The 26,313-nt window shown below is 60.3% G+C and carries 25 protein-coding genes; 14 read left to right on the top strand and 11 right to left on the bottom strand.

Annotated elements, in window-relative coordinates; translation table 11 throughout:
* Nucleotides 1-2 precede the first annotated feature (2 nt).
* The 6 genes from BMY44_RS02255 to BMY44_RS02230 all read left to right on the top strand — a co-directional run bounded on the left by BMY44_RS02255 (nt 3) and on the right by BMY44_RS02230 (nt 6,891).
* Complete coding sequence (locus tag BMY44_RS02255; protein WP_089989763.1) at nt 3-1,781, top strand: acyl-CoA dehydrogenase C-terminal domain-containing protein; 1,779 nt, start codon at nt 3-5, stop codon at nt 1,779-1,781.
* Between the two features lie 53 nt (nt 1,782-1,834).
* Nucleotides 1,835-2,047 (top strand): hypothetical protein, encoded by a 213-nt coding sequence (locus BMY44_RS02250; protein ID WP_089989760.1) that lies wholly within the window; start codon nt 1,835-1,837, stop codon nt 2,045-2,047.
* A 288-nt stretch (nt 2,048-2,335) separates the two neighbouring features.
* Complete coding sequence (locus BMY44_RS02245; RefSeq protein WP_089989755.1) at nt 2,336-2,968, top strand: glutathione S-transferase family protein; 633 nt, start codon at nt 2,336-2,338, stop codon at nt 2,966-2,968.
* Nucleotides 2,969-2,981: 13 nt separating this feature from the next.
* A complete protein-coding gene (locus tag BMY44_RS02240; protein ID WP_089989752.1) occupies nt 2,982-4,193 on the top strand; it encodes an acetyl-CoA C-acetyltransferase in 1,212 nt (403 codons plus the stop codon).
* A 2-nt stretch (nt 4,194-4,195) separates the two neighbouring features.
* Nucleotides 4,196-4,660 (top strand): hypothetical protein, encoded by a 465-nt coding sequence (locus BMY44_RS02235; RefSeq protein ID WP_089989749.1) that lies wholly within the window; start codon nt 4,196-4,198, stop codon nt 4,658-4,660.
* Nucleotides 4,661-4,701: 41 nt separating this feature from the next.
* Entirely contained in the window at nt 4,702-6,891 is a 2,190-nt protein-coding gene (locus tag BMY44_RS02230) for a 3-hydroxyacyl-CoA dehydrogenase NAD-binding domain-containing protein (protein WP_089989746.1), read from the top strand.
* A gap of 75 nt (nt 6,892-6,966) precedes the next feature.
* Here BMY44_RS02230 and BMY44_RS02225 read toward each other — a convergent pair whose 3' ends face one another.
* The 3 genes from BMY44_RS02225 to BMY44_RS02215 all read right to left on the bottom strand — a co-directional run bounded on the left by BMY44_RS02225 (nt 6,967) and on the right by BMY44_RS02215 (nt 9,323).
* The gene (locus BMY44_RS02225; protein ID WP_165611768.1) at nt 6,967-7,620 is read right to left on the bottom strand and encodes a Hint domain-containing protein; all 654 of its coding nucleotides are present in this window, start codon (nt 7,618-7,620) and stop codon (nt 6,967-6,969) included.
* 159 nt (nt 7,621-7,779) lie between these two features.
* Nucleotides 7,780-8,430, bottom strand: a complete 651-nt coding sequence (locus tag BMY44_RS02220) for a sulfotransferase family 2 domain-containing protein (protein ID WP_089989741.1) — start codon at nt 8,428-8,430, stop codon at nt 7,780-7,782.
* On the bottom strand, nt 8,427-9,323 hold the full coding sequence (locus BMY44_RS02215; protein ID WP_089989738.1) for a DMT family transporter: 897 nt from the start codon (nt 9,321-9,323) through the stop codon (nt 8,427-8,429). Before BMY44_RS02215 ends, BMY44_RS02220 begins: the two co-directional genes overlap by 4 nt.
* Before the next feature lie 91 nt (nt 9,324-9,414).
* On the opposite strand from BMY44_RS02215, the gene BMY44_RS02210 reads away from it, so the two are divergent.
* Together BMY44_RS02210 and BMY44_RS02205 are read left to right on the top strand one after the other, a co-directional pair.
* Complete coding sequence (locus tag BMY44_RS02210) at nt 9,415-11,040, top strand: AMP-binding protein (protein WP_089989735.1); 1,626 nt, start codon at nt 9,415-9,417, stop codon at nt 11,038-11,040.
* Nucleotides 11,041-11,131: 91 nt separating this feature from the next.
* Complete coding sequence (locus BMY44_RS02205) at nt 11,132-12,151, top strand: hypothetical protein (RefSeq protein WP_089989732.1); 1,020 nt, start codon at nt 11,132-11,134, stop codon at nt 12,149-12,151.
* 58 nt (nt 12,152-12,209) lie between these two features.
* Here the strand turns inward: BMY44_RS02205 and BMY44_RS02200 are convergent, their stop codons facing one another.
* The 6 genes from BMY44_RS02200 to BMY44_RS02175 form a co-directional block, all read right to left on the bottom strand.
* Entirely contained in the window at nt 12,210-13,655 is a 1,446-nt protein-coding gene (locus BMY44_RS02200) for an SPOR domain-containing protein (RefSeq protein ID WP_089989729.1), read from the bottom strand.
* Nucleotides 13,656-13,724: 69 nt separating this feature from the next.
* Entirely contained in the window at nt 13,725-14,357 is a 633-nt protein-coding gene (upp, locus tag BMY44_RS02195; protein WP_089989726.1) for a uracil phosphoribosyltransferase, read from the bottom strand.
* Nucleotides 14,354-15,340: an adenosine deaminase gene (locus BMY44_RS02190; protein WP_089989722.1), complete on the bottom strand. Its 987-nt coding sequence runs from the start codon at nt 15,338-15,340 to the stop codon at nt 14,354-14,356. Before BMY44_RS02190 ends, upp begins: the two co-directional genes overlap by 4 nt.
* Nucleotides 15,337-16,548 (bottom strand): phosphopentomutase, encoded by a 1,212-nt coding sequence (locus BMY44_RS02185; RefSeq protein WP_089989719.1) that lies wholly within the window; start codon nt 16,546-16,548, stop codon nt 15,337-15,339. Before BMY44_RS02185 ends, BMY44_RS02190 begins: the two co-directional genes overlap by 4 nt.
* Complete coding sequence (locus BMY44_RS02180) at nt 16,545-17,849, bottom strand: thymidine phosphorylase (protein ID WP_089989716.1); 1,305 nt, start codon at nt 17,847-17,849, stop codon at nt 16,545-16,547. Before BMY44_RS02180 ends, BMY44_RS02185 begins: the two co-directional genes overlap by 4 nt.
* Nucleotides 17,850-17,852: 3 nt before the next feature.
* Nucleotides 17,853-18,245 (bottom strand): cytidine deaminase, encoded by a 393-nt coding sequence (locus BMY44_RS02175; RefSeq protein WP_089989714.1) that lies wholly within the window; start codon nt 18,243-18,245, stop codon nt 17,853-17,855.
* A gap of 116 nt (nt 18,246-18,361) precedes the next feature.
* On the opposite strand from BMY44_RS02175, the gene BMY44_RS02170 reads away from it, so the two are divergent.
* A complete protein-coding gene (locus BMY44_RS02170; protein WP_089989711.1) occupies nt 18,362-18,550 on the top strand; it encodes a DUF3072 domain-containing protein in 189 nt (62 codons plus the stop codon).
* Between the two features lie 3 nt (nt 18,551-18,553).
* Here the strand turns inward: BMY44_RS02170 and BMY44_RS02165 are convergent, their stop codons facing one another.
* On the bottom strand, nt 18,554-19,633 hold the full coding sequence (locus tag BMY44_RS02165) for a cupin domain-containing protein (protein WP_089989709.1): 1,080 nt from the start codon (nt 19,631-19,633) through the stop codon (nt 18,554-18,556).
* A gap of 126 nt (nt 19,634-19,759) precedes the next feature.
* Between BMY44_RS02165 and BMY44_RS02160 the strand changes: the two genes are divergently transcribed.
* The 5 genes from BMY44_RS02160 to BMY44_RS02140 all read left to right on the top strand — a co-directional run bounded on the left by BMY44_RS02160 (nt 19,760) and on the right by BMY44_RS02140 (nt 25,516).
* Nucleotides 19,760-22,039, top strand: coding sequence for an NADP-dependent malic enzyme (locus BMY44_RS02160; RefSeq protein ID WP_089989707.1), 2,280 nt, complete (start codon nt 19,760-19,762; stop codon nt 22,037-22,039).
* Between the two features lie 6 nt (nt 22,040-22,045).
* Nucleotides 22,046-22,459, top strand: coding sequence for a hypothetical protein (locus BMY44_RS02155; RefSeq protein WP_089989706.1), 414 nt, complete (start codon nt 22,046-22,048; stop codon nt 22,457-22,459).
* A 98-nt stretch (nt 22,460-22,557) separates the two neighbouring features.
* Nucleotides 22,558-24,447 (top strand): propionyl-CoA synthetase, encoded by a 1,890-nt coding sequence (locus tag BMY44_RS02150; RefSeq protein ID WP_089989705.1) that lies wholly within the window; start codon nt 22,558-22,560, stop codon nt 24,445-24,447.
* A gap of 31 nt (nt 24,448-24,478) precedes the next feature.
* On the top strand, nt 24,479-25,015 hold the full coding sequence (locus tag BMY44_RS02145; RefSeq protein ID WP_165611767.1) for a CIA30 family protein: 537 nt from the start codon (nt 24,479-24,481) through the stop codon (nt 25,013-25,015).
* Nucleotides 25,016-25,096: 81 nt separating this feature from the next.
* Nucleotides 25,097-25,516, top strand: coding sequence for a BLUF domain-containing protein (locus BMY44_RS02140; RefSeq protein ID WP_089989701.1), 420 nt, complete (start codon nt 25,097-25,099; stop codon nt 25,514-25,516).
* On the opposite strand, the gene BMY44_RS02135 is transcribed toward BMY44_RS02140, so the two are convergent.
* Nucleotides 25,494-26,258: an NAD kinase gene (locus BMY44_RS02135; protein WP_089989699.1), complete on the bottom strand. Its 765-nt coding sequence runs from the start codon at nt 26,256-26,258 to the stop codon at nt 25,494-25,496. The genes BMY44_RS02140 and BMY44_RS02135 overlap by 23 nt on opposite strands.
* Between the last annotated feature and the right edge of the window lie 55 nt (nt 26,259-26,313).

Genomic DNA, 26,313 nt, shown 5'->3' with positions numbered 1-26,313 from the left:
ATATGCCCATCTACAACGCCCCGACAAAAGACCTGCAATTCGTTCTGCATGATCTCTTGAAGGTCAGCGAGCAGGATATCCCCGGATTCAGCGACCTGGACCGCGATTTCACTGCTGCCGTTCTTGAAGAAGCCGGTAAGGTTTCGACCGAGGTTCTGGCCCCGCTGAACGTTGTAGGCGACACCGAAGGCTGTGTGTTGGAAAACGGCGTGGTCCGCACGCCGACCGGTTTCAAGGAAGCCTTCGATCAGATGCGCGAAGGGGGTTGGACAGCCCTCGACGCCGCTGAGCAATACGGCGGCCAGGGCCTGCCTTACGTCATGCACACGGCGGTGAACGAACCTTTCGTCTCCGCGAACATGGCGTTCAACATGTACCAGGGCCTCACTCACGGAGCCTACTCGGCCATTCTTGAACACGGATCAGACGCGCAAAAAGATCTCTACCTGCCCAAGCTCGCGTCTTGCGAGTGGACCGGCACCATGAACCTGACAGAGCCCCATTGCGGCACTGATCTGGGTCTTATGCGCACCAAGGCGGTACCGCAGGACGACGGCACATACAAAATTTCCGGCCAGAAGATCTTTATCTCGGCCGGTGACCACGACATCTCCGACAACGTCATCCATCTGGTGCTGGCCAAGATTCCCGGCGGCCCCGATGGTATCAAGGGCGTGTCGCTGTTCATCGTTCCCAAGATCCTGCACGACGATGACGGAAAACTGGGTGCGCGCAACGGCGTGTCCGTTGGCAAGATCGAAGAAAAGATGGGCATCCATGGCAATTCGACATGTGTCATGAACTATGACGAGGCCGAAGGTTATCTGATCGGGGAAGAGCACAAGGGCATGCGCGCCATGTTCGTGATGATGAACGAGGCCCGTCTGGGTGTTGGCCTGCAGGGCTATGCACAGGCCGAGGCCGCCTATCAGAACGCAGTGGCTTATGCGAACGACCGTCTGCAAGGTCGCGCCGTCACAGGTGCGGAAAACCCCGATGGCCCTGCCGATCCGCTGATCGTGCATCCCGATATCCGTCGCAACCTGATGGACCAGAAATCCTTTGTGGAAGGTGCCCGCGCGCTGACCTTCTGGGGTGCCTATCTGATTGATCGCGCCCACAAGAACAACGACGCCGAAGCCGATGGCCTGATTTCCCTGCTGACACCTGTCATCAAGGGCTTCCAGACGGACAAGGGTTTTGAATATGCGGTTGCCGCTCAGCAAGTTTACGGCGGGCACGGCTACATCGAAGAATGGGGCATGTCCCAGTTCGCGCGTGATGCGCGGATCGCGATGATCTACGAAGGCGCGAACGGCGTGCAGGCGCTGGACCTTGTCGGGCGCAAGCTTGCACAGGATGGCGGCAAGCACGTCATGGCCTTCTTTGACATGATCAAGACCTTCATCAAGGAAAACGACGGCAACGAAGCACTGAAAGCGGACTTTCTTGAGCCTTTGAAGGCTGCGTCGAAGGATCTGCAGGCTGCTGGCATGTACTTTATGCAGAACGGCATGAAGAATCCGAACAACGCGCTGGCCGGGTCCTATGACTTCATGCACATGATGGGTCACGTCTGTCTTGGCCTGATGTGGGCACGTATGGCGAAAGCGGCGATGGAAGCCTTGGAGGACGGTGCGTCCGACAAGGAATTCTACGAGACGAAGATCGCGACGGGCCGTTATTACATGCAGCGCCAGTTGCCGGCCACCGCGATGCACCTTGCGCGCATCAACACCGGTGCCGATACGGTGATGGCGCTGGAAGCCGCAGCCTTTTGATGGAAGGATGGGGGCAACCCCATCCGCCACCGCCGACCGCCTGAAAGGTTCCGATGCCTAAACGTCTTCGTCTCACCCGCCGGTTTCCCGTCGCCATGAGCGAGGACGGATATCGGCGGCTGAAGCGTTTTGCCAAGGAGTCCGATCTGGACGAAGGCGAGGCGCTGTCATTCCTGTTCGAAAATTTCGACAGAATTCTGAACGAAGACACGTTTGGTCACAAGTTGCGCAATTTTCAGGCCACATTGGCGGATCGTAAAAAGTGAACGGGGTATCCGAAAGTGACCGGCCCTCCGGGGGGAGTTCTCCTGGCCAGATGAAGACCAGAAGAAGTGTGATCCACCCCCGCCCGCCTTACGGTATGGCTAACCGGCTTATCGCGCGGGGGCTTCACCTGGCACGCGGCTCAGCTCTCCAGCCTGCCGCGCGTGTCGACACTAGGGCCGTTAACCTTAACGGTTGATGAAGATCGGTAAGATGATCCATTTCATCTGGCCAAATAAACTCGAAATCCTGCCGGCTCCGGCGGGTGCGCCGTCTGGGAGGAAAGGCACATGACCATCAAGCTGCACTGCTTTGGCGAAAGCGGCAATTCCTACAAGGCTGCCTTGCCACTTGAGCTGAGCGGCCTCGACTGGTCCCCCGTAAAGGTCGATTTCTTTGGTGGTGCCGCCCGCACCCCTGAATTTCGTGCCGTCAATCCCATGGGTGAAGCCCCTGTCATGATCGACGGGGATATCGTCCTCACCCAGTCAGGTGCGATCCAGCAGTACATCACGGACAAGACCGGCAAGTTCGGCGGCGGAGCGGCTGACAAATACGAGGTGTTGCGCTGGGTCCTGTGGGACAACCACAAACTGTCATCGGTCGCGGGCATGACCCGTTTTCTGATGAATTTCCTTCCCGCTGAAAAGCGACCGCTTGAAGTCATCGGTTTCTCGCAAGGCCGCCTTGCTGCCGCTTATAGCGTGCTGAACAGCCACCTTGAGGGGCGCGACTTCATCGTCGGCGATGGCGTGACCAACGCCGATTTCTCGTGCTGCAGTTATCTTTATTATCCCGAACCGTTCGGTTTCGAACGCAAGGATTTCCCGCATATCGACCGCTGGTTGGACAACATCGCCGCCCTGCCCGGTTGGAAACACCCCTATGATCTGATGCCCGGCTCCCCTGCGGACCGCGCGTAACGAAAGGACCACCATGACCGAAGCCTATATCTACGACGCCGTGCGCACACCGCGCGGCAAGGGCCGCAAAGACGGCAGCCTGCATGAAGTCACTGCTGCCCGCCTGTCTGCGGGCGTCCTGAACGCACTCAAGGAGCGCAATGGCCTTGAAGGCCACGCCGTCGAAGACGTGATCTGGGGCAATGTCACCCAGGTTGGCGAACAGGGCGGGTGTCTTGCCCGTACCGCGGTGCTGGCCTCTGACCTTCACCAGTCCATTCCGGGCCTTGCCATCAACCGGTTCTGCGCCTCTGGCATGGAGGCTGTGAATCTTGCCGCCAACCAGATCAAAGGCGGAGCCGGTCAGGCCTATATCGCCGGCGGTGTCGAGATGATGGGCCGCGTTGCCATGGGCTCGGATGGTGCGGCGATTGCCGTCGATCCGTCCATCGCGATGGAGACCTACTTTGTCCCGCAGGGTATTTCTGCCGACATCATCGCCACCGAATACGGCTTTTCCCGCGATGACGCAGATCAGCTGGCCATGGAAAGCCAGCGCCGCGCCAAGGCCGCCTGGGACGACAAGCGTTTCGACAAGTCCATCGTCCCTGTCACCGACATAAACGGGCTGACCATTCTGGATCATGACGAATACATGCGCCCCGGGACGGATATGCAGGCCCTTGGGTCGCTCAACCCCGCCTTTCAGGCCATGGGCGAACAGATGCCAGGTTTCGACAAGGTCGCGTTGATGAAGTATCCCCACCTTGAGAAGATCAATCACATCCACCATGCCGGGAACTCCTCGGGCATCGTGGACGGGGCCGCGGGCCTTTTGATCGGCTCCAAGGAATATGGCGAAGCCATGGGCATCAAGCCCCGTGCCATCATCAAGCACACCGCCAAGATCGGCCTTGATCCGACGATCATGCTGACCGGTCCTGTCCCAGTCACCGAAAAGATCATGGCCGACAGCGGCATGGCCATCAGCGATATCGACCTTTTCGAAGTGAACGAGGCTTTCGCGTCCGTCGTGCTGCGCTTCCTGCAACGCTTTGATGTCGATCCCGCACTGGTCAACGTCAACGGCGGGTCCATTGCCATGGGCCACCCGCTGGGGGCCACAGGTGCCATTATCATCGGCACGTTGCTGGACGAGCTGGAGCGCACCGGCAAGGGCACGGGGTTGGCGACACTCTGCATCGCATCTGGTATGGGAGCTGCAACAATTATCGAGCGGGTATAGGTATGGCACTGCGCGACCACGCGGAAGCAAGAGCGATTTATCAGGCCCTGATGGACGAGATCGACGTCTGTTTCATGGCGGAGGATTGTGCGCGGCACGCGGAGTTGATCCACGTGCCCCACCACATTCGCACCCGTTCTGAAACATTCAATATCCGCACCCAGCAAGAGCTGGAAGTCGCTTTCAGACGCTACGTCGACTACGCCGCTGAACTTGGTGCGACCTCGTGCAAGCGCGAATGCATCAATGCCCGTTTCCGCACCAAGGACTGCATCGAGGGCTCGCATCGCGTGTCCTACAAGGACAAGGACGGAAACAACGTGACCCAACCGACCCTGACCCAGGCCATCGTCATGCGCATGCAAGGCCGCTGGATGGTGTGCGGTTCGGACAACAACTCATCGGACGAGACCGGCATCAGCGACGCTGTCCGGGCCTGCGTCCAACAGAATATCGCGGCCCAGTAGGGCCGCACAGACACACACTCCGCAAATGAACAGGAGACGACATGACTGATTTTACAATGCAAAAGGACGCCGACGGCGTTGCGGTCATCACATGGGACGTCAAGTCCAAGTCGATGAACGTCATGACCCGCGACAGCATGGCCGAATTGAACGGCCTGATTGACGAAGTCCTTGCCGATGACAGCATCAAGGGGGCCGTCATCACATCAGGCAAGGACAGCTTTGCCGGTGGTATGGACCTGAACGTGTTGGCCACGATCCGCGAGGAAAGCGGCGACAACCCTGCTGCCGGTCTGTTTGAATTCACGATGAACGGCCACAAGGCCCTGCGCAAGATCGAGCGCGCAGGCATGGACCCGAAGACCAACAAGGGTGGCAAGCCCATCGCTGCCGCTCTGCCCGGCACCGCCCTTGGGATCGGCCTTGAAGTTCCGCTGGCCTGTCACCGCATCTTTGCCGCCGACAACCCCAAGGCCAAGATCGGTCTGCCCGAGATCATGGTCGGTATCTTCCCGGGCGCCGGTGGTACCACCCGCCTTGTGCGCAAGCTGGGTGCGATGGCCGCATCCCCGCTGCTGCTGGAAGGCAAGCTGAACGATCCAAAGAAAGCAATGGCCGCCGGTGTCATCGACGAGGTCGTGCCTGCCGATGAATTGTTGGCAAAGGCCAAGGAATGGGTTCTGTCCGAACCCAAGATCGTCAAGCCATGGGATGAGAAGGGCTATAAGATGCCCGGTGGCACGCCCTACCACCCTGCCGGTTTCATGACCTTTGTGGGTGCTTCGGCGATGGTCAATGGCAAGACGCAAGGCGTTTATCCGGCGGCCAAGGCGCTGCTCTCTGCTGTCTACGAAGGCGCACTGGTCCCGTTTGACACGGCGTTGCAGATCGAAGCCCGCTATTTCACGAATATCCTGATGAACCCGTCGTCCTCTGCGATGATCCGCAGTCTGTTCATCAACAAGGAAGCGCTTGAAAAGGGTGCGAACCGTCCTGCGGTCGACGACCAAAAGGTCAGCAAGGTCGGCATCATCGGAGCCGGTATGATGGGCGCAGGTATCGCGCTTGTTTCTGCCCGCGCGGGTATCGAAGTCGTTCTGATCGACGCCAAGCAGGAAGCGGCTGACAAAGGCAAATCCTACACGGCCGATTACATGGACAAGGGCATCGCCCGCAAGAAAGCGACGCCAGAGCAGAAAGAGGCGATGCTTGGCCTGATCAACGCAACAACTGATTATGACGCGCTGAAAGGCTGCGATCTGATCGTCGAGGCCGTGTTCGAAGACGTGGGCGTCAAGGCCGAGGTCACCAAGAACGTGCAGGCGCAGACTGATTGCGTGTTCGCCACGAATACTTCCACCCTGCCGATCACCGAACTGGCAAAGGCCGCCAAGGATCCGTCAAAGTTCATCGGTATCCACTTCTTCAGCCCCGTCGACAAGATGATGCTGGTGGAAATCATCAAGGGCAAGGAAACCGGCGACGTCGCTGTGGCGAAGGCGCTGGATTATGTGCGCCAGATCAAGAAGACGCCGATTGTCGTCAATGACGAACGCTTCTTCTATGCCAACCGCTGCATCATCCCTTACATCAACGAAGGTATTCGGATGGTGAAGGAAGGTGTGGAACCTGCGCTGATCGAAAACGCGGCGAAGCTGGTGGGCATGCCGCTGGGACCGCTGCAGTTGACCGATGAAACGTCGATCGACCTTGGCGTCAAGATCGCCAAGGCGACAAAGGCCGCGATGGGCGACGCATATGACGATGCGCAGGACGAGGTACTGTTCTGGATGTTTGACGAAGGGCGTCTTGGTCGCAAGTCGAACGCGGGCTTCTATGCTTATGATGACAAAGGCAAACGTCAGGGTTTGTGGGAAGGTCTGGCGGACAAGTATCCGGTCGCAGATGAACAACCTGATCTTGTCACAGTCCAGCACCGCCTGTTATTCGCGCAAGTTCTGGAAGCGGTTCGCGCGCTGGAAGAAGGCGTTCTGGAAGACATCCGCGAAGGCGATGTGGGTGCGATCCTTGGCTGGGGCTTTGCACCTTGGTCGGGTGGTCCGTTCAGCTGGCTGGATATCATCGGCACACCTTATGCGGCGGAACGTTGCGACCAGTTGACCGAACAATTCGGTGACCGGTTCAAGACGCCAGACCTGCTGAGCGAGATGGCGGACAAAACGCAGACCTTTTATGGCCGCTTTGGACCACAAGCGAAGTCTGCCGCGTAACGTATTCTGACAGCACAAAAAAAAGCGCCCCGCACGGTAAACCGGCGGGGCGTTTTAGTGTGAGGAGGTCGCTTCTTAGGCTGCGGCGCTGGCCACGGGGGCGTGCGTCCGGCCATCTTCCATTTCAAGCAAACAGACAATTGCGTCGGCCTGTTCGATATTCAGAACCTGATATGCTGCATTTACTGCTGGTGCCTGCAACAAATCGACCGACTTGGGGCAAAAGAACAACGCCCCGATATTCGCAAAAACAACTTCGTCCTGCGCGAATTGCAGGGTGACGATTTCGATCCGCTCGGCCGGGGCCATCCGCGTGATGCGGCGGAACCCTTCAAGGGCAGCGGCGGGGATCATGGCGAAAGGATCGCCAAAGGCGTTTTCGGCCGCATCACTTTCGACCAGAACCGCCTGATATGGCAGGATCGTCATATCCTCGCGGTTGCCAAGCGCGCCGGCAGGGACGTGCAGCGGCCAGGTCGCGGGGTTGGCGGCCACGTTGTCAGTCCAGATGACTTCGCGCTGGACGCTTACGACGGCCTGCATGCCGCCATCAAATGTCAGCACCATGTCACCGGGGGCAATCGCTTCGATGCAGCGCCAGCCTGTCGGCGTCGCCACTTTGGTGCCTGCAACGATGCCATGTGTCAGATCAGCCAGTGTCAGATCGGTGCGGCGCGGTGCCTCTTCGGCGCGCATCCGATCCCAGGTGTCATTTCCAAATGCAAACATCGCTTTCCCCTCGTGACGATTTCGTCTGTTGCATTCATGGGCCATGATTCCCGTGCCCCCGATTGGGTCACAAAGGGGCAAGTTTGTGTCATTGGTAAGATGTGCCTTTCCAATCCGGCCGGAACGGTCCGATTAACCATGATTTCGAAACAATGGGGCCTAATCGTCGAAGGAATAGCCGCCGTCAGCGATATCATCCGCACATGCCTGCGCGACCAGATCGACCTCTGCTGCTGTATAATAAAGCCGATAGTCGCGCGCGCGCATCGACGCGTTGACCCGTGTCAGGACAATGTCAAAGCCAAGCTGCGCACAAACCGGTGCGATATCCTTTTCCCAGTGTTCCAGCCGGATCAGATGCGTCAGATGATCGGTACCCGCGCCGTCCGTGCCCATCGTGCGGACAGGTTGCGCAGCAAAGGCTGGCAGGATCGCTTCGTGTTGCAGGAAATCGTTGAATGACAGTGTCTTGGCCAGCCCCACAGCCTGATGATCGAAGTCTTGCATTTGCAGCCAGTGATAGTAGCTGACCAGCCGGTCCCAAGGGTTGCGGGTCAGGGTAAAGACCATCATCCCTGCCATCTGGTCACGGCTGATGATCCCTTCGATATCGGCAAGCGTGCTGTGCTTCCAAAGCCGCCCCTTTGGCGTCAGCCGCTTGAGCCGATTGCGGCGTTTTATGGCCTTGGGTGTGTCACCGATGAGGATGTCATCCTTCATCGCGCGGTCTTCCAGTGCCAGCGCCATTGCTGTGCCGCCGGTCTTGGGCGCATGCACGAAGATATAGTTTCGCCCCGGAGAAATGATCATCCGTCCGACCGCACCGCGATGATTGTTCCTGCCAGCGCGATCAGCACCATCCCGAGCCCGGCCAGCAAGGATACGCTTTCCTGCCAAAGCACGTAGGCCCAGAAACTGGCGAAGATCAGCAGCGAATATTCAAAGACCGCGACAAAGCTCGCCTCGCCCACCTGATACGCGCGAAACAGGCAGGCGATGCCGATCAGCGCGCCGACGGACTGGACCGCGATCCAGAACAGGTTGGCGTCCGTCATCGGCATCCAGCCCCGCAGCGCGAAACCGGCCGCGCCCGTGCCCGTCCCCGGAAGCAACAAGCATCCCAAAGCGCCGGTCAGCGACAGCATCGCAAAGAACGTTGCGGTCAGCGCCAGCGTGCCTTCGCCTTCGCACCACGCCCGCGTGGCCACGGCACTACAGGCATAAAGGAACCCCGCCACCACCGGCAGAAAGACCACCGGATCAAGTGCGGCCGGATCCGGCTGGATCACCATCAACGTGCCTGCGAACCCGACGCCAACCGCCGCCCAGCGGATGGGTCCGACACGCTGACGCTGGATTAGTACCGTGATGATGACAACGAACAGGGGGGCCGTGAACAGCCCTGCGACTACGACACCAATGGGCAGGATCGACAGGCAGCCGAAATAGATCACCATCGCCCCCGTCACGAGGGCGGATCGCCCAAGCACGGCCAGCGGCTTTTTGGGGCGGATGATCCCCCAGCCAAAGGCCGCCGCGATGGCCAGCATCGCAAAGGCAAACGCCCCCCGGATGAAATGGAACTGCGCAAGCGAGCTGTCCTCGGTCACGTAGCGCAGAAAGTTGTCGGTCAGCCCGAGCGTCATCATACCGGCAAGCACGAAGAGTGCCGCAAGGCCCGGTGCAGATGTCTGTGCTGTCATGTGAATGATCCCTTGCCCGCAATTCACTCTTCCAAAGGTGGCGACGGGAGGCAATACTCCTTCTTCAAGATGGAAAGCGGGGAGGTTCGCCATGGGTTGGATGAGTGACGAGACCGGATTGGACAAATGCGCGGCCAATTACGTCGCGCTGACGCCGCTGAGCCATCTCAAACGTGCAGCGACCGTCTTTGCCGATCGCACCGCGTTGATCTATGGCGACACGCGGCTGACCTATCGCGCCTATCATGACCGGGTGACGCGCCTTGCTTCTGCACTGGTCAAGATCGGCGTGAACCCGGGCGATGTCGTCGCCACCATTCTGCCCAACATCCCCGCGCAATCCGAAGCCGCATTTGGCGTACCCGCCTGTGGTGCGGTGCTGAACACGATCAACACCCGTCTGGATGCGGACACCATCGCCTATATCCTTGATCACGGGGCGGCCAAGGTTGTGCTGGTCGACAGCCAGTTCCTGCCGCTGCTGATGCAGTCCATCGAACTGATGGACGGCCCGCCGCCAGGTATTGTCGAAGTGCCTGATACAACTGCCGGTGTCGGCGGAATTGGCGAGCAGATCGACTATGAGGATTTCATCGCCACAGGTGATCCCGATTTCGCGTGGATCATGCCAGAGGACGAATGGGAAAGCCTTGCGCTGAATTACACATCCGGCACGACGGGCCGCCCGAAAGGCGTCGTCTATCACCATCGTGGCGCTTACCTGATGACGGTCGGCACGCCGATCAGCTGGCAGATGCCGCTTTATCCGACCTATCTGCAAATCGTGCCACTGTTTCACTGCAACGGCTGGAATCACACATGGATGATGCCGGCCCTTGGCGGCACGGTGGTGTGCTGCCGCGATATCACGCCGGCGAACATCTATAACGCCATCGCCGATCATGGTGTCACCCATTTTGGCGGGGCCCCGATCGTGCTGAACCTGCTGGTCAACGCCAAGGCTCAGGACCGACGCAGCTTTGATCACACGGTCGAGGTTTTCACCGCAGGCGCGCCCCCCGCCCCGGCAACACTTGCTGCAATCAGCAAGCTGGGGTTCAACGTCATGCAGGTTTACGGGCTGACCGAAACTTACGGGCATGTCACTGAATGCATCTGGAATGCCGACTGGGACGATCTTCCGCCAGATGAACAATCGGCGATCAAGGCACGTCAGGGCGTGGCCCTCCCGATGATGGAGGACATCACGGTCATGGACGATCAGATGCAGCAGGTCAGAATGGACGGCGCGACACAGGGCGAAATCGTCATGCGCGGCAACGCGGTGATGAAAGGCTACCTCAAAAACCCAGAGGCGACGCAAAAGGCGTTCAAGGGCGGGTATTTCCATTCCGAAGACCTCGCCGTGCAACATCCGGACGGCTACATCCAGATTTCGGATCGCGCCAAGGACATCATCATTTCGGGCGGTGAGAACATCTCTTCGGTCGAGGTCGAAGGGGCCTTGATGAACCATCCGGCCGTGAATCTGTGTGCCGTCGTCGCCAAGCCGGACGAAAAATGGGGCGAAGTCCCTTGCGCTTTCGTGGAACTGAAGGAAGGGGCATCCGCTGACGAGGCCGAGATTATTGCGTTTATGCGCGAACGGCTGGCCGGTTTCAAATGCCCCAAGAAAGTCGTGTTCCAGGAACTGCCGAAAACTTCGACTGGGAAGATCCAGAAATTCGAGCTGCGCAAGGCCGCGAAAACCCTTTAGAAGCGCGCGTTTGCATGGAACCTGTCACGCAATCAGCCTACCGTCCGCCGCCAAAAGCAGCTAGACTGGCAGCAGAGGCAGTTGCAGGCAAATGACAGCGCTTAAAGAGTATGCACGGTTGGAAAGCGGCGGTATCTGGCGCGAAAGCCCGGACAAGGCTGCGCGCGAGGTGATCGTGTCTTTCGGTGATGCCACGCTGGTGGTGTCAGATGGCAGCGGATCCGCGCTGACCCATTGGTCGCTGCCCGCCGTCACCCGTCTGAACGCGGGTACCCGTCCTGCCCTTTTTGCACCGGATACAGACGCGGACGAGACGCTTGAAATCGAAGACCCGCTGATGATCGACGCGATCGAAAAGGTGCGCAAGACCATCGCAAGAACACGCCCACGGCCGCGCAAACTGCGCCATTTGTCGACGGTGCTGATTATCGGCACACTGGCCGCGGCAGGCGTGTTCTGGTTTCCGGGTGCGCTGCGCGAACAGACCCTGTCCGCCGTGCCACAATCAAAGCGGGCAGAAATCGGGGCAACCGTTCTTGGGCATATCCAGTTCCTGACCGGTCCAAGTTGTCGCGGCCCCCAAGGGCGTCAGGCGCTCGCACAATTGCACCGCAGGCTTCTGGGCCGCGATGCGGACGGGCAAATCATCGTCGCACCAACAGGTTTTGGTGACGCAGTCGGCCTGCCCGGCGGGATTATCGTGCTCGACAAATCCATTCCCGAAAGCACCGATGATCCGGCCATTACCGCCGGATATGTGCTGGCCGCGCATACGACCCGCACCATCAATGATCCGCTGGCCCCGATACTGGAAACGGCAGGACTGCGCGGCACGTTTACGCTGTTCACGACAGGCGAACTGGCACCGGAGGTCCTGAAGACCTACGCGCAGTCGCTGGTGGATGGTGCACTGCCGCCCCGCGATCCTGTTGCACTGGTGCAAAGTTTCGACGCCGCGCGCCTGTCCACAACACCGTTTGCGACGCACCTTGCCAGTCATGGCGCCCCGATGCCCTATCTGATCGCGAACGATCCGGTTACAGGCGATGATGTCGCCCCGATCATGGGTGATGGTGCATGGGTCAGCCTACAGGGGATCTGCGACACGTGATCGTCAGACAAAGAAAAGCCCTGCAAATCGTCCGCAGGGCCTTTCCCGGGAGAAACCTCTAATTGCGCGGGAACGCGTCTCCAAAGCCCATGCCGCGCACGATCTGCATACCGCGTTGGAAATCGGCCTGTGTGCGGAACGGTCCAACCGCGACGATCTTCATCGCGCCGGAACGCCCGGCACCGACCGGCAAGCCCTGCGCACCTAGCCGTTGGATCAAACGATCCGCGTTGGCGTGATCCCCGAAGGACCCGACCTGAATGTAACGGTGTGCCGGACCGGCGACAGATGGCGGTGCCGTCCGGGTCGACACGTGCGCCTCTTGCGTGGCAACCGGTGCGGGCGCTTTTGCCGCCGGAGCGACAACGGCCTGCTGGGGTGGCAGACCACGATGTGCGTTCAGACGCCCATCACCCCAGACGCGCACGTAACCTGCGGGTGGCCGGATCACTTCGCGGCGGGTCACAACAGGGTTTGATGCCGGAACCGGTGTCTGGCGGAAGAAATTCGCAGATGCCGAGGTGCGTGTCTGTGCGGGTACGCTTGCCCGCGCCATCGGTCCGACAGGCTGGCCGTGTGGCGAAATTTCCTGCGGGCCGCAGCGCACTGCGACACCTTCGATCGTCGGGATGTTTGCGCAGGTGGTTGTCACCGCGATCCGTTCCGGCGGTGTCGGCGCGACGGCGGCGACTGGTGCGGACGGTGCCATAGGAGCCATCGGCGCGGCATTCGTCGTGGTGCCTGCAAACAATGTGGTGGCCGCTTGCGGACCGGGGCAGACGATTGGCTCGCCCGTCTGGGCGCTGATATAGCGGAAGCCCGTGGTGCCGATTTCGGCGCACGCCTGTGCAAGCGTGATGCGGCGCGGTTCGTCCACCGGTGCGGGGGCTTCGATCACAAGCGGTGTCGGCGCGGCGGCAACTTGCGGGGCCGGGCCGCAATCGATTGGCTGGCCGGTGCGGTTGCTCACAAAACCAGGCTGAACGCCAAAGCGCCCTTCGCAAACATCCGCGCGTGTCAGCTGCGGCGCTGGTGCCGCGACGGCCTGTGGGGCCGCGGGCGGCGTGATCACCAGTGGCGTGGGCGCGGGCGCGACAGGTGCCGGGATCGAAGCCACGGTTTCGATGGGCTGTGCCTCGCCCCCACCGAAGAGGCCGCGCAGTGTGCCGCGCGGTTGCGGCGGCGGAGAACTGATCTGGATCACTGGCGCGTCAAGCGGGGCAACACGCGGAGCGGCGGCGGCGGGGGCCGGTCCGGATGCGGTGCCAGCAGCAAAGGTCGGCTGGAAATTGCAAAGCTGCGTGCGGCTGCGGCTGACGCGGGGAACCCAGTTCGTCACACCGCCGGTACCGGCACGAATAAAGGCGCAACCCTTGCTGTCAACGAATTGGTTACCTGTGAAGCTTGCGGGTGGGAACTCTGCCGGGATTGCCGCCGACTGTGCCGAAGCGGCATTGCCTGCTGCGATTGCCAGCACCACGGCACCCACAAAACCAAATCGCATAATAGTATCCCCCACAAAATATTGTGTCAGATTGCACGACAGTCCCTATTTTGTAAAGGCATTGTTCCCTTATTTTGTGCCAAACATGCGATCACCCGCATCCCCTAGCCCGGGAACAATATATCCATTGTCGTTCAAGTGACTATCCACTGCAGCTGTGACGATCTGCACATCCGGATGGGCCTCTTTCATCCGCGCGATACCTTCGGGTGCCGCCAGCAGACATAAGAATCGGATATTCTTGGCACCAGCCTCTTTCAGTTTGTCGATTGCCGCAACAGAAGAGTTTCCGGTCGCGAGCATCGGATCGACCGCAATGACCAGTCGGTCCTCAAGTTCGGTGGGCACTTTGAAGTAGTATTCGACCGGCTTCAGCGTTTCCTCGTCACGATAAAGCCCGACAAACCCGACGCGGGCCGAGGGGATCAGTTCGAGGATCCCGTCCAGCAATCCGTTGCCCGCCCGCAGGATCGACACGAGCGCCAGTTTCTTGCCGTCAAGCACTGGCGCGTCCATCGGTTCAAGCGGGGTGTCGATGCGTTCGGTCGTCATGGGCAGTTCACGCGTGACTTCATAAGCCAGCAGCATCGAGATTTCGCGCAGCAACTGGCGGAACACCGCTGTCGATGTGTCGGATTTGCGCATCAGCGTCAGCTTGTGCTGCACCAGCGGGTGTTTGACGTGGGTCAGATGCTCGGTCATGCGGTGTCCAGTCTTGTCTTGATCCTTCGGCGCGTGGCGTCATCGCAGAATGCCGCGTCGATGGCAGTTTCGTTCAGGGCTTTGAAATCGGCGTCGTCCCAGCCGAACGTCCTGTTCAGCATGTCGAATTCATGGGTCATTGTGGTGTGGAAAAAGGGCGGATCGTCCGTCGAGACGGTGACCTTGACGCCCGCGTCGCGCAGCCGCGCAATCGGATGCTGCGCCCAACCGGTAACGGCCTGCAAAACAATGTTGGAACCGGGGCAGACTTCAAGCACGACCCCGTCCTCGGCAAGCCGTTCAACAAGCGCGGGATCCTTGATCGCGTTGATCCCGTGTCCGATACGCGCGACCTTCAGATCGCGGATCGTATCGGCGACCATGTCCGGCCCACCCCATTCGCCTGCGTGGCAGGTCAACTTCAGACCGGCCTCGCGCGCCATGTCAAAGCTGTAGGCGAAATCGCTGGGCCGCCCCATCATTTCCGCGCCAGCCATCCCGAAACCGACCAGATAGTCGCCCGCGGTCTCTGCCGCGCAGCGCGCCGTGACCTTTGCCTGATCCGGCCCAAGGTGGCGCAGGCAGGTGACAACGGTGCGATGGGTGATGCCAAAGCTGCGTTCTGCCTCTTCGGATGCGTCTTTCATCGCGGCAAGGAAATCTCTCCATGCCAGAAGATCGCCACCGCCGCAGAAATCAGGCGATACGAAAGTTTCGCAATAGATCACACCATGCCTTGCAGTTTCTTCCAGCGCGGCGAGTGTCAGCCGCCGGAAGTCTTCCGGCGTTTTCAGCGGCTCGCAGGCGGCATCATAAACCGTCAGGAAATGGTCGAAGTCCCGATAGACATAGTTCCCGTCCGCATCGAATATGCGACTGATGTCGATGTTCTTTTCCTTTGCCAGACCCCGAATGAACGACGGGGGCGCGGCAGCTTCGTGGTGCAGATGCAATTCCACTTTGGGCATGGATCGGTAGCTCATAGAAAGCTGCGCCCCTTGCCCGCATGCTTGATGCCAAGGTGTTGCGCGACCGATGCTGCGACATCGACAAAGGCGCAATGCCCCAGTTCCTTTTTGCCAATGCCATGGACCAGCACGGGCACCCGTTCGCGGGTATGATCCGTGCCCGACCAGGACGGATCATTGCCATGATCGGCTGTCACGATCAGCAGATCGCCGTCGCGCAGGCGCGGCAGCAGATCGCCCAGCGCCGCATCGAACCATTCAAGGTGGCGCGCATAGCCCGCCACATCGCGCCGGTGGCCATATTCGCTGTCAAACTCGACGAAATTGGCAAAGGTCAGCGACCCGTCGGCGGCGTCCGACACCAGCGTTTCAAGGTGAGCCATCAATTCACGGTCGCGCCCTTTGCGCACATCGGTGATTCCTTTCATCGAAAAGATGTCGCCGATCTTGCCAATGGCGTGCACCTCGCGACCGGCGGCCTGCACATCATCACACAGCGTCGGCGCGGGCGGGTCCATCGCGAAATCCTTGCGGTTCGCCGTGCGCTTGAATTGCGATACGTTTTCGCCGGTGAATGGCCGCGCGATGACCCGCCCAACCTTCATCTTGTGCAGCGTCGGGGCGAGGTCCTCGCAAAGCTTCAACAGGCGCTCCAGCCCGAAATGCGTTTCATGCGCGGCAATCTGCAGCACGCTGTCCACCGAGGTATAACAGATCGGCCAGCCAGTTTTCAGATGGCGCGCGCCTTCCTCTTCGATGATGTCGGTTCCCGATGCATGGCGATTGCCCAGCGTGCCGCCCGTGCCTGCCTTTGCGCAAATCTCGACAATCAGGTCTTCGGGAAAGGCCGGGTCGGTGTCGGGAAAGGTGTGCCATTCCCATGGCACGGGCACGCCCGCCAGTTCCCAATGCCCCGATGGCGTGTCCTTGCCGCGCGACACTTCGGTCGCGGCCCCCCATGCGCCGGTCGGCACAGCGTAAAGACCCGGTGCGGACAGGTTCGATGCAAGACGCACCGCCTTGCCCAATCCCAACTTGTCCATCGTCGGCACTTGCAGCGGCCCCTTACGCCCGATGTCGGCATGTCCGTCCGCGCAGACCTGTGCGATATGGCCGACCGTGTTTGCACCGGTGTCCGGCTTTGGTCCGTTGAAGTATTCGTGCGCATCCGGTGCGCCGCCGATCCCGACACTATCAATGACAATCAGAAATGCCCGGCTCATGCGGTGACCCTTTCGTGGATAAGTGGTGGCAGATCGGGCATCTCACCGATGGTGATCCCCGATTGCAGCGCCTTGGCGGCCATGACGGCATCGTCTTCGCTGTCTGCATGGATCGTCGCCAGCGGCTGGCCCCGGCTGACCTTTTCGCCAAGGCTGACCACGTCCGAGAACCCGACCGCATAGTTCAGCTTGTCGCTTTCGACGTTGCGCCCGCCGCCGAGGTCGACAACAGCCAGCCCCAGTGCCTCACCATCCATCGCGGCAATGTACCCGTCGCGCGGCGCGACGACGTCGCCGACGATGCGGGCTTTGGGCAGATGGGTGTGCCAGTCTTCAGCCATATCGGGCGGGCCGCCGAGGGCGGTGATCATGCGCGCAAAACGTTCCATCGCTTCACCTGACGAAAGCGCCGTTTCAAGCTTGGTCCGATGTGCGGCCTCTTCCCCGCCCGACAGCGCCATGAGCGATGCACCCAGTTGCAAGGTCAGTTCACGCAGGCGCGGCGCAGCGGTATCATTCCCGCTCAGCACTTCCATGCAGATCGCGACTTCCAGTCCGTTGCCCAGCGCGGGTGCGAGTGGCTGGCTCATGTCGGTGATCGCGGCCGTGGTCGGGCAGCCTGCCCCGTTTGCCGTGTCCACCAGCGAGCGGGCAAGTTCCATCGCCTCAGCCGGTGTTTTCATGAACGCCCCGCTGCCGACCTTCACGTCAAGGATCAGCCCGCCCAGACCGGCGGCCAGTTTCTTGGCCAGGATGGAGGCGGTAATCAGATCGACACTTTCCACCGTGGCCGTGACGTCGCGAATGGCGTAAAGCCGTTTGTCCGCAGGCGCGATCGACCCGGTCGCCCCGACGATGGCGCAGCCGATCTCATTGGTGATCTTGCGCAAGCGGGCGTCGGTGACGGTCGTTGACAGGCCCGGGATCGCTTCGAGCTTGTCAAGCGTTCCGCCCGTGTGCCCCAGCCCGCGCCCCGAAATCATCGGGACGTAGACATCGCAGGCGGCCAGCATTGGTGCCAGCAGCAGTGAAACGCAATCGCCGACCCCGCCAGTCGAGTGTTTATCAAGGACGGGACCGTCCAGATCCCATTTCAGCACATGGCCGCTGTCGCGCATCCCTTCGGTCAGTGCAACGCGCCCCTCCTGCCCCAACCCATGCAGGCAGACAGCCATTGCAAAGGCACCGGCCTGCGCGTCGCTGACGCCGCCGTCGGCCAACCCTTTGGTAAACCAAAGCAATTCTTCACGTGTGAGCGGTTCGGCGTCGCGTGCCTTGCGGATGATGTGGCGGGCGTCCAAGGATCAGACCTTGGACATATAGGCTTGATCGAAGGCACCTGGCAGCAGGTCACCAACGGTTGTCTTCAGAACAGTGCCATCCAGTGTGGCCAGCGTAACAGGCACGTCGCGCGCGCCGAATTCGGCCAGTTTCTGACGGCAGCCGCCGCAAGGGCTGACGGGCTTGGGGCTGTCGGCGATGACCGCAACCTCGGCGATCTCGCGCTCTCCGGCGGCGACCATTGCAGCGATGGCGCCGGCTTCAGCGCAGGTGCCTTCGGGATAGGCCACGTTTTCCACGTTGCAGCCCTGAAATACGGCACCAGAGGCCGCACGGATCGCGGCACCGACCTTGAAATTGGAATAAGGGGCGTGGGCGTTTTCACGCACCTCGCGGGCAGCATCAATAAGGGACATGGGCAGGCTCCGGGTCTTTGGAGGAGAGTGGCGGCTTGTCGCGCCGGATGCAACCCATTGCGGGAACTCTCGGCCCGCTTGTCAGTTGTTCCTATGAAGCCAAAGGAGAATGCAAAATGATCTCGCCGAAAACCAAAGCCATTGCCCCCGAAACTGCGCGGCTGGATGAAGGTTCTGCTGTCGAACCGATGACATCCCTTCAGGCCGACAAGCTGCGCGCACTTTGCGAAGCGAGTGACGAGCAGTTCAGGGAAAATCTCACGCAAGCCGAGGCTGATGCCGAAATTGAACGGCTTTCTGATTGATCCTTAACCCTGTTGCGTCGCCGGATTGCCCGGCAACGTAACCTCAAGCAGTTCAAGATCATCCGTCGGGTCGCTGTAGCGCGTACGCAGGCCCGGCGGGATGACAAAGGCATCGCCGGGTTCTAGCCGGTAAGGGTCTTTGCCCTCGCCCTCCAGCGTCATGCCGCCTTCCATCACGAACGTGAAATGAATATCCGCGTCATGCGTTGACCATTGCGGCGCACCTTTGCCGCGACGGAGCACCATCACACCGGCGACATCCTGTGTGTTCGTAGCGATCGTCGTATCGCGTGCGATAAAGCCCGGCAGCCGCGCCGTTTCCCATGGCACCTTTGCGCCCTCATTGAACACGAACCGCTGACCTTGCCATTCACGGTCGGGGCGCAGATCTGGCGTGGGCAGCGTCATGTCATGGTCAATCTCGGTGATATGTTCTGCCGGGACGCCGATTTCGATCACCTCGATTCCATCTGACGCTTCGAGCACGCGATGCCGAATTTCGGGCGGCTGAATAAAGCAATCGCCTGTCGTCAGCCGGATCGGCGGGCCTTGATCCTCGTAAACAACGTCAACCCAGCCGCGATAGCAAAAGATCAGCTGAAAACCGACACGGTGGAAATGAACCATGTCCGGCACCGGCCCGCCGTCGGGAATGCGAATATGCGACGCGATGATCGACCCGCCAAGGCGCGACGGAATCAGGTCGCGGTAGTGCATTCCGGCGCGCCCGATGACCCAAGGGGCCTGATCGGCAAGGCGGCGCACGACAAAGGCGTGTTCCGTCGTCGGCAATTCCAGCGGCGGGTGCAGCGGATGGACAGTGACACGGGTGCCGCCGGGGGCTTGCATGTCGGTCTGCTCCATCGGTTCATCGGTCAGCAAACGCAGATGACCGGGGATTCCGTCGCCCTGTTCCAGTCGCACCCGCAGCCCATGCCCCGAGAAGACAGCGACCGACGGATCGTCAGCAGGATAGATCATATCCATACGCATTTTCAGTGTCTTGCCAAAGAATGGCAGGTCAGCGCGCAGGTCTGATGTCGGCAGGACGACCTCGGCCTTGGTCAGGGGTTCATCATTCATGAAGATCACCCTGCTATCCGCATGGAGAATTTGCAAGATCACGAAAAGCACGCTACACGCAAACCATGTTTCCGCAGCGGAAACATAATAGTTTAACGTTAAACTATCTGTTCGGGGAGGAACGTCATGGACACGTCGGATGACAAGGATCTGCGCGACGCCGCGTTGCATTATCACCGCTATCCAAAGCCCGGAAAGCTTGAGATCCGCGCAACCAAGCCGCTTGCCAACGGGCGTGATCTAGCGCGGGCCTATTCCCCCGGCGTCGCCGAAGCCTGCCTTGAAATCAAGGCCAACCCGGACACAGCCCGCGATTACACCGCCCGCGGTAATCTGGTGGCAGTCGTCACGAACGGCACGGCCGTCCTTGGCCTTGGCAATATCGGGGGTCTGGCGTCAAAGCCCGTCATGGAAGGCAAGGCCGTTCTGTTCAAGAAATTCGCGAACATCGACTGCTTCGATATCGAGCTGAACGAACCCGACCCCGAACGACTGGCCGATATCGTCTGCGCGCTGGAACCGACATTCGGCGCAATCAACCTTGAAGACATCAAGGCCCCCGATTGTTTCATCGTCGAGAAACTGTGTCGCGAACGGATGAACATCCCCGTCTTTCATGACGACCAGCACGGGACCGCCATCGTTGTCGGGGCGGCCGCAACGAACGCCTTGCGCGTGGCTGGCAAGTCTTTCGAGGATATCAAGATCGTCTCTACCGGCGGCGGTGCTGCCGGCATCGCCTGTCTGAACATGCTGCTGAAACTGGGGGTCAAACGCGAAAACGTCTGGCTTTGCGACATAGACGGCCTTGTATACAATGGCCGCGAGACTGAAATGTCCCCGCAAAAGGCGGAATACGCACAAGGGACAAAGCCTGCGACACTTGACGATGTGATCGCAGGGGCCGACCTGTTCCTTGGCCTGTCCGGTCCGGGCGTGCTGACGCCGGACATGGTCAAAAAAATGGCCGATGCGCCGGTCATCTTTGCCCTCGCCAATCCGAAGCCAGAAATCGACCCCGCCGCCGCCCGCGCGGCCAACCCAAAGGCGATCATCGCCACGGGCCGCAGCGATTTTCCCAATCAGGTGAACAACGTCCTGTGCTTTCCCTTCATCTTTCGCGGCGCGCTGGATGTCGGGGCAACCGAAATCAACGACGCGATGAAAATCGCCTGTGTCGAAGGCATCGCCGAACTTGCCCGCAAGACGACCAGCGCCGAAGCCGCCGCTGCCTATCGCGGCGAACAACTGACATTTGGTCCCGACTATCTGATCCCGAAACCCTTTGATCCGCGCCTGATCGGTGTCGTCGCAAGTGCGGTCGCCCGCGCGGCCTGCGAAACCGGTGTGGCCACGCGCCCGATCACGGACATGAAGGCCTACAAAGCAAATCTTGACGGATCGGTCTTCAAATCCGCCCTGCTCATGCGCCCCGTGTTCGAAGCCGCACGGTCAGCCGAGCGCAAGATCGTCTTTGCCGAGGGCGAGGACGAACGCGTGCTGCGCTCTTCCCAGGCAATCATCGAGGAAACGACCGACATGCCGATCCTGATCGGCCGCCCCGAAGTGATCGAGCGGCGCTGCGAACGCGCTGGTCTGAAAATCCGCCCCGGCATTGATTTCGAGGTGGTGAACCCCGAGAACGATCCGCGATACCGTGATTACTGGGGCACGTATCACGACGTGATGGCCCGCAAGGGTGTCACCCCCGATCTGGCCAAGGCGATCATGCGCACGAATACGACCGCGATTGGTGCCGTCATGGTGCACCGCGGCGAAGCTGACAGCCTGATATGCGGCACATTCGGGCAGTATCTCTGGCACCTCAATTACATCAGTCAGGTGCTTGGGCAGGCTGGCAACAAACCGATCGCCGCCCTGTCGATGCTGATCCTCGAAGACGGGCCGTTGTTCATCGCGGACACGCAGGTGCACGCCGAACCCACGCCGCAGCAGATCGCCGAAACCGTGATCGGGGCCGCGCGTCACATCCGCCGCTTTGGTCTCAAACCCAATATCGCACTGTGTTCACACAGCCAGTTCGGCAATCTGGATAGCCAGTCCGGCCGCACCATGCGGGCCGCGATGGAGCTGCTAGACAGCGTCCCGCGTGATTTCGATTACGAAGGCGAAATGCATATCGACAGCGCACTTGACCCTGAATTGCGGGCGCGGGTGTTCCCGGCGGCGCATATGGAAGGCACCGCGAATTGCCTTGTGATGGCCAATGCCGACGCTGCATCCGGTGTACGCAACATTCTGAAAATGAAAGGCGACGCGCTTGAGGTCGGACCGATCCTGATGGGCATGGGTAACCGCGCGCATATCGTCACGCCTTCGATCACGGCGCGCGGTCTGCTGAATATGTCCGCGCTCGCCGGAACACCCGTGGCGCACTACGGATAGGTGTCCATGGGCGATCGGATCACTGTCTGGCCGCGGATCGAAACAGCGCAAACCGCGCGTCAGGCGGTGCGCATGGCAGGCTTGCCCGTCTTTTTGTTTGGCCTTGCGACAGCGTTTTCAGGCCTGACGTTTTCAGACCCCGCAACCATGCTGACACAGCTTGGCATCGGCGTGGTGCTGATTGTCTTCGGGTTCGCTTTGCGCAGCCATGTCGCGGGGCTCGCCCCTTTGGCCGCCCTGTTCGTGATCGGATCGTTTGCATGGTCACTTTGGTCGGCTGGCGCGGTGTTATGGCTTGGGTTGCTCTATCTGCCCAGCCTGCTTTTGCTACTGATGATGCTGCTATTCATGGGGGTCTGCACCCTGTTTGTCCTGTCGGGTGTGCGCGGCTGGTGGTGGCTGCGGCAAAGCGGCGACTGAAAATTTTTTGACTCCTGCGGGCGACCCGCGCGACCCCCCGTCTTGCCCGGTCAGGCAAGCGCCCCTAGACATGGCGCCAGATCATGGGGAGGACGATCATGGGCTACAAAGACGTTTACCAGACTTGGCAAAACGACCCTGAAGGGTTCTGGATGGATCAGGCACAGGCCATCGACTGGGTGACGCCACCCAAGAAGGCCCTCGATGACAGCAAGGCACCGCTGTACCGCTGGTTCACCGACGCAGAGGTGAACACCTGCTACAACGCCGTGGACCGCCATGTTGAAAACGGACGCGGCGATCAGACTGCGATCATCTATGACAGCCCCATCACTGATACGAAATCCAAGATTACCTATGCTGAACTGCAGACCCGTGTCGCATCGCTTGCCGGTGCGCTGCGCGCGAAGGGCGTCGCAAAGGGCGACCGCGTCATCATCTACATGCCGATGGTGCCTGAAGCGCTCGAAGCGATGCTGGCCTGTGCGCGCCTTGGGGCGATCCATTCGGTCGTCTTCGGGGGGTTTGCCGCGTCCGAACTGGCCGTTCGCATCGACGACGCCACACCCAAGGCGATCATCGCGGGATCATGCGGTGTCGAACCGGGGCGCATCGTCAAATACAAACCCCTGCTGGACGGCGCGATCGAACAGGCCAAGCACAAGCCCGAGTTCTGCATCATCTTCCAACGCGAACAGGAAACCGCCGACCTGATCGCAGGGCGCGATTTCGACTGGCACGCCGTGCAAAAGGATGTGGCACCTGCCGAATGTGTGCCCGTGAAAGGCGACCATCCGGCCTATATCCTTTACACCTCCGGCACCACGGGTGCGCCCAAAGGCGTCGTGCGTCCGACCGCGGGCCATCTTGTGGCGCTCAACTGGACGATGAAGAACATCTACAACGTTGATCCAGGTGATGTGTTCTGGGCCGCCTCTGACGTGGGTTGGGTCGTCGGGCACAGCTATATCTGCTATGCCCCGCTGATCCACGGCAACACCACAGTCGTGTTCGAAGGCAAACCCATCGGCACACCGGACGCCGGCACTTTCTGGCGCGTGATCGAAGAACACAACGTGCGCAGTTTCTTTACCGCCCCGACCGCCTTTCGCGCCATCAAACGCGAAGACCCAAAGGGCGAGATGATCAAGAACTATGACATTTCTTGCCTGCGCGCACTGTACCTTGCCGGTGAACGCGCCGATCCGGACACGATTGAATGGGCGCAAAAGATCATGGGCGTGCCGGTTTACGATCACTGGTGGCAGACCGAAACGGGCTATACCATCGCCGGCAACCCTGCCGGAATCGAAGCGCTGCCGGTCAAGATCGGCTCACCCACCGTGGCGATGCCCGGCTATGACGTGCAGATTCTGGACGAAGGCGGCAATCCGATGCCAGCAGGCGAACTTGGCGCGATTGCGGTCAAGCTGCCCCTGCCCCCCGGCACGCTTCCGACACTTTGGAACGCAGAAGACCGGTTCGTGAAATCCTACCTGACCACCTTTCCGGGTTATTATGAAACCGGCGATGCGGGGATCATCGACGAGGACGGCTATCTTTACATCATGGCGCGCACTGATGACGTCATCAACGTCGCCGGACACCGCCTGTCGACCGGCGCGATGGAAGAAATTCTGGCCAGCCACCCCGAGGTTGGTGAATGCGCGGTGATCGGTGTAGCGGACGAATTGAAAGGTCAACTGCCCATGGGCTTTGTCTGCCTCAACAATGGGTGCACAATCCCCGAAGACCAGATCAAGGCAGAGATTATCAAGCTGGTGCGCGACAAGATCGGCCCTGTGGCTGCGTTCAAGCTGGTTGCCGTCGTGGACCGTCTGCCCAAGACACGGTCTGGCAAGATTCTCCGGGCGACGATGGTCAAGATTGCGGGCAGCGAAGACTTCAAGATGCCTGCAACGATTGACGATCCGGCCATCCTTGATGAAATTCGCGCGGCGCTAAAGCCGATGGGCTATGCCAAGTAATCGACGTAACGCGTCACCGAAGGCATGCGGCTTGCGCTGGATCATCCCTTTCCTTCTTGCAACGACAGCCGAGGCGAACATGCTTCTTGAAGACTTCTCGGATGGTGCCGAACGCCGTTGGCAATACCTGTCAGACCGCGTCATGGGCGGCGTGTCCGATGGCGGTGCGGTGATCGGCCAGGAAGATGGCGCGCGCTTTGCGCTACTGGCAGGCGATGTCAGCACCGCCAACAACGGCGGTTTCATCCAGCTGCGCCGCGATCTTGTGACCGCCCTGCCCGCCAACAGCACGGGATTGGAGATGACGGTGCGCGGCAGGAACGGCCCCTATTTCGTCCACCTGCGCACACGCGACACGCGGCGACCATGGCAGTTCTATCAAGCGCAATTCCCCACCAGCGAGGGCTGGACAGACGTGGCCCTGACCTGGGCGGACTTCTCGGCGAAAGGTCGCGGGCTAACCGCGACGCTTGCGCCCACGGACATCGTCAGTATCGGTCTTGTCGCATATGGCCGGGATCACGCAGCAGAGGTAGCAATCCGATCCATCACCGTGACGCAAGACTAGACAGGCGCGCGCAAGTGCAGCACAGTAGTTTTGTCCCGCGTTTTCTGGGGTCTGGACACCTCACAAGCTGAGCAGGACCATATGATCCAACTCGTCTATGCCTCGCGTCCACTCGGGTTTGATGCCGCAATACTGTCGTGCATTCTGGTGCAGGCGCGTGCGTTCAATGCCAAGCACGATCTGACCGGGGCGTTGATCTGTCGCAACGATCTTTACCTGCAACTGATCGAGGGACCGCAGGACACCGTGACCTCGCTTTATGAGCGGATCAAGCAAGATGACCGTCACGCCAACATCATAGAACTGGTGCGGCGGCCTGTTCAGTTCCGTCTGTTCCCGGCATGGGCGATGCGCGATGATCCGGTACAAAGCTGGATGTGGTCACGCGAGGATGTCGCGGCCGGTCGGGTCGAAAACGCAGGTGTTGACGAGGTGCTTGCCGTGTTTGTTCGGCTGGCCAACAAGAAGCCGACCGTCGTTACGCAAACTGTTCCCGAATAAGCCGTTCTTCCAGCCCGTGACCGGGATCGAAGAGGATGCGGTGTGACACATCGGGTTCAGATCGGATTTCAACGTTCACGACATTGCGCACGGAATTGCCGTCAGCGTCGGCCATGACGGGGCGTTTGTCGGGGTCAAGTACGTCGATGCGCACGACCGCATTCTTGGGCAGCAAGGCCCCGCGCCAGCGCCGGGGCCGAAACGCCGACATCGCAGTCAGCGCCAGCACGTCAGAGCCGATGGGCAAGATCGGACCGTGGGCTGAATAGTTATAGGCCGTGGACCCCGCCGGTGTGGCGACCAGTGCACCGTCACAGACAAGCTCATCCATCCGCACCTTGCCGTCGATTGTGATGCGCAGCTTTGCCGCCTGCGGCCCGGCACGCAGCAAGGACACCTCGTTGATGGCCAGACCGGTATGGCTTTGCCCATCCACGGACAATGCCGTCATCGTCAACGGGTTGATGATTTCTTCTTCGGCCGCATCAAGGCGGTCGGGTAGATCATCTTCTGAATAGGCGTTCATCAGAAAACCGACCGTGCCGCGGTTCATCCCGTAAACCGGCACATCAATGTCCTGCATGGCGTGAAGGGTTTCCAGCATGAAGCCGTCACCACCCAAAGCCACGATCACGTCGGCCTTTTCGGGGACGACGTTGCCATGCGCACGCGACAATGTCTCGCAGGCGGTCTGGGCGATCGGAACAGGGCTTGCCACAAAGGCGATCCTGGGGCGTGGCATCAGTGCTCTTCCTTTTGTTCCAATAAGTTGTGCGGGGATCGGACCCGAAACGCAA

Source organism: Cognatiyoonia koreensis, from assembly GCF_900109295.1.
Lineage (GTDB): Bacteria > Pseudomonadota > Alphaproteobacteria > Rhodobacterales > Rhodobacteraceae > Cognatiyoonia > Cognatiyoonia koreensis.
Note: the sequence above shows the minus strand (reverse complement) of the source record. Positions and strands in the feature narration are given on the sequence as shown.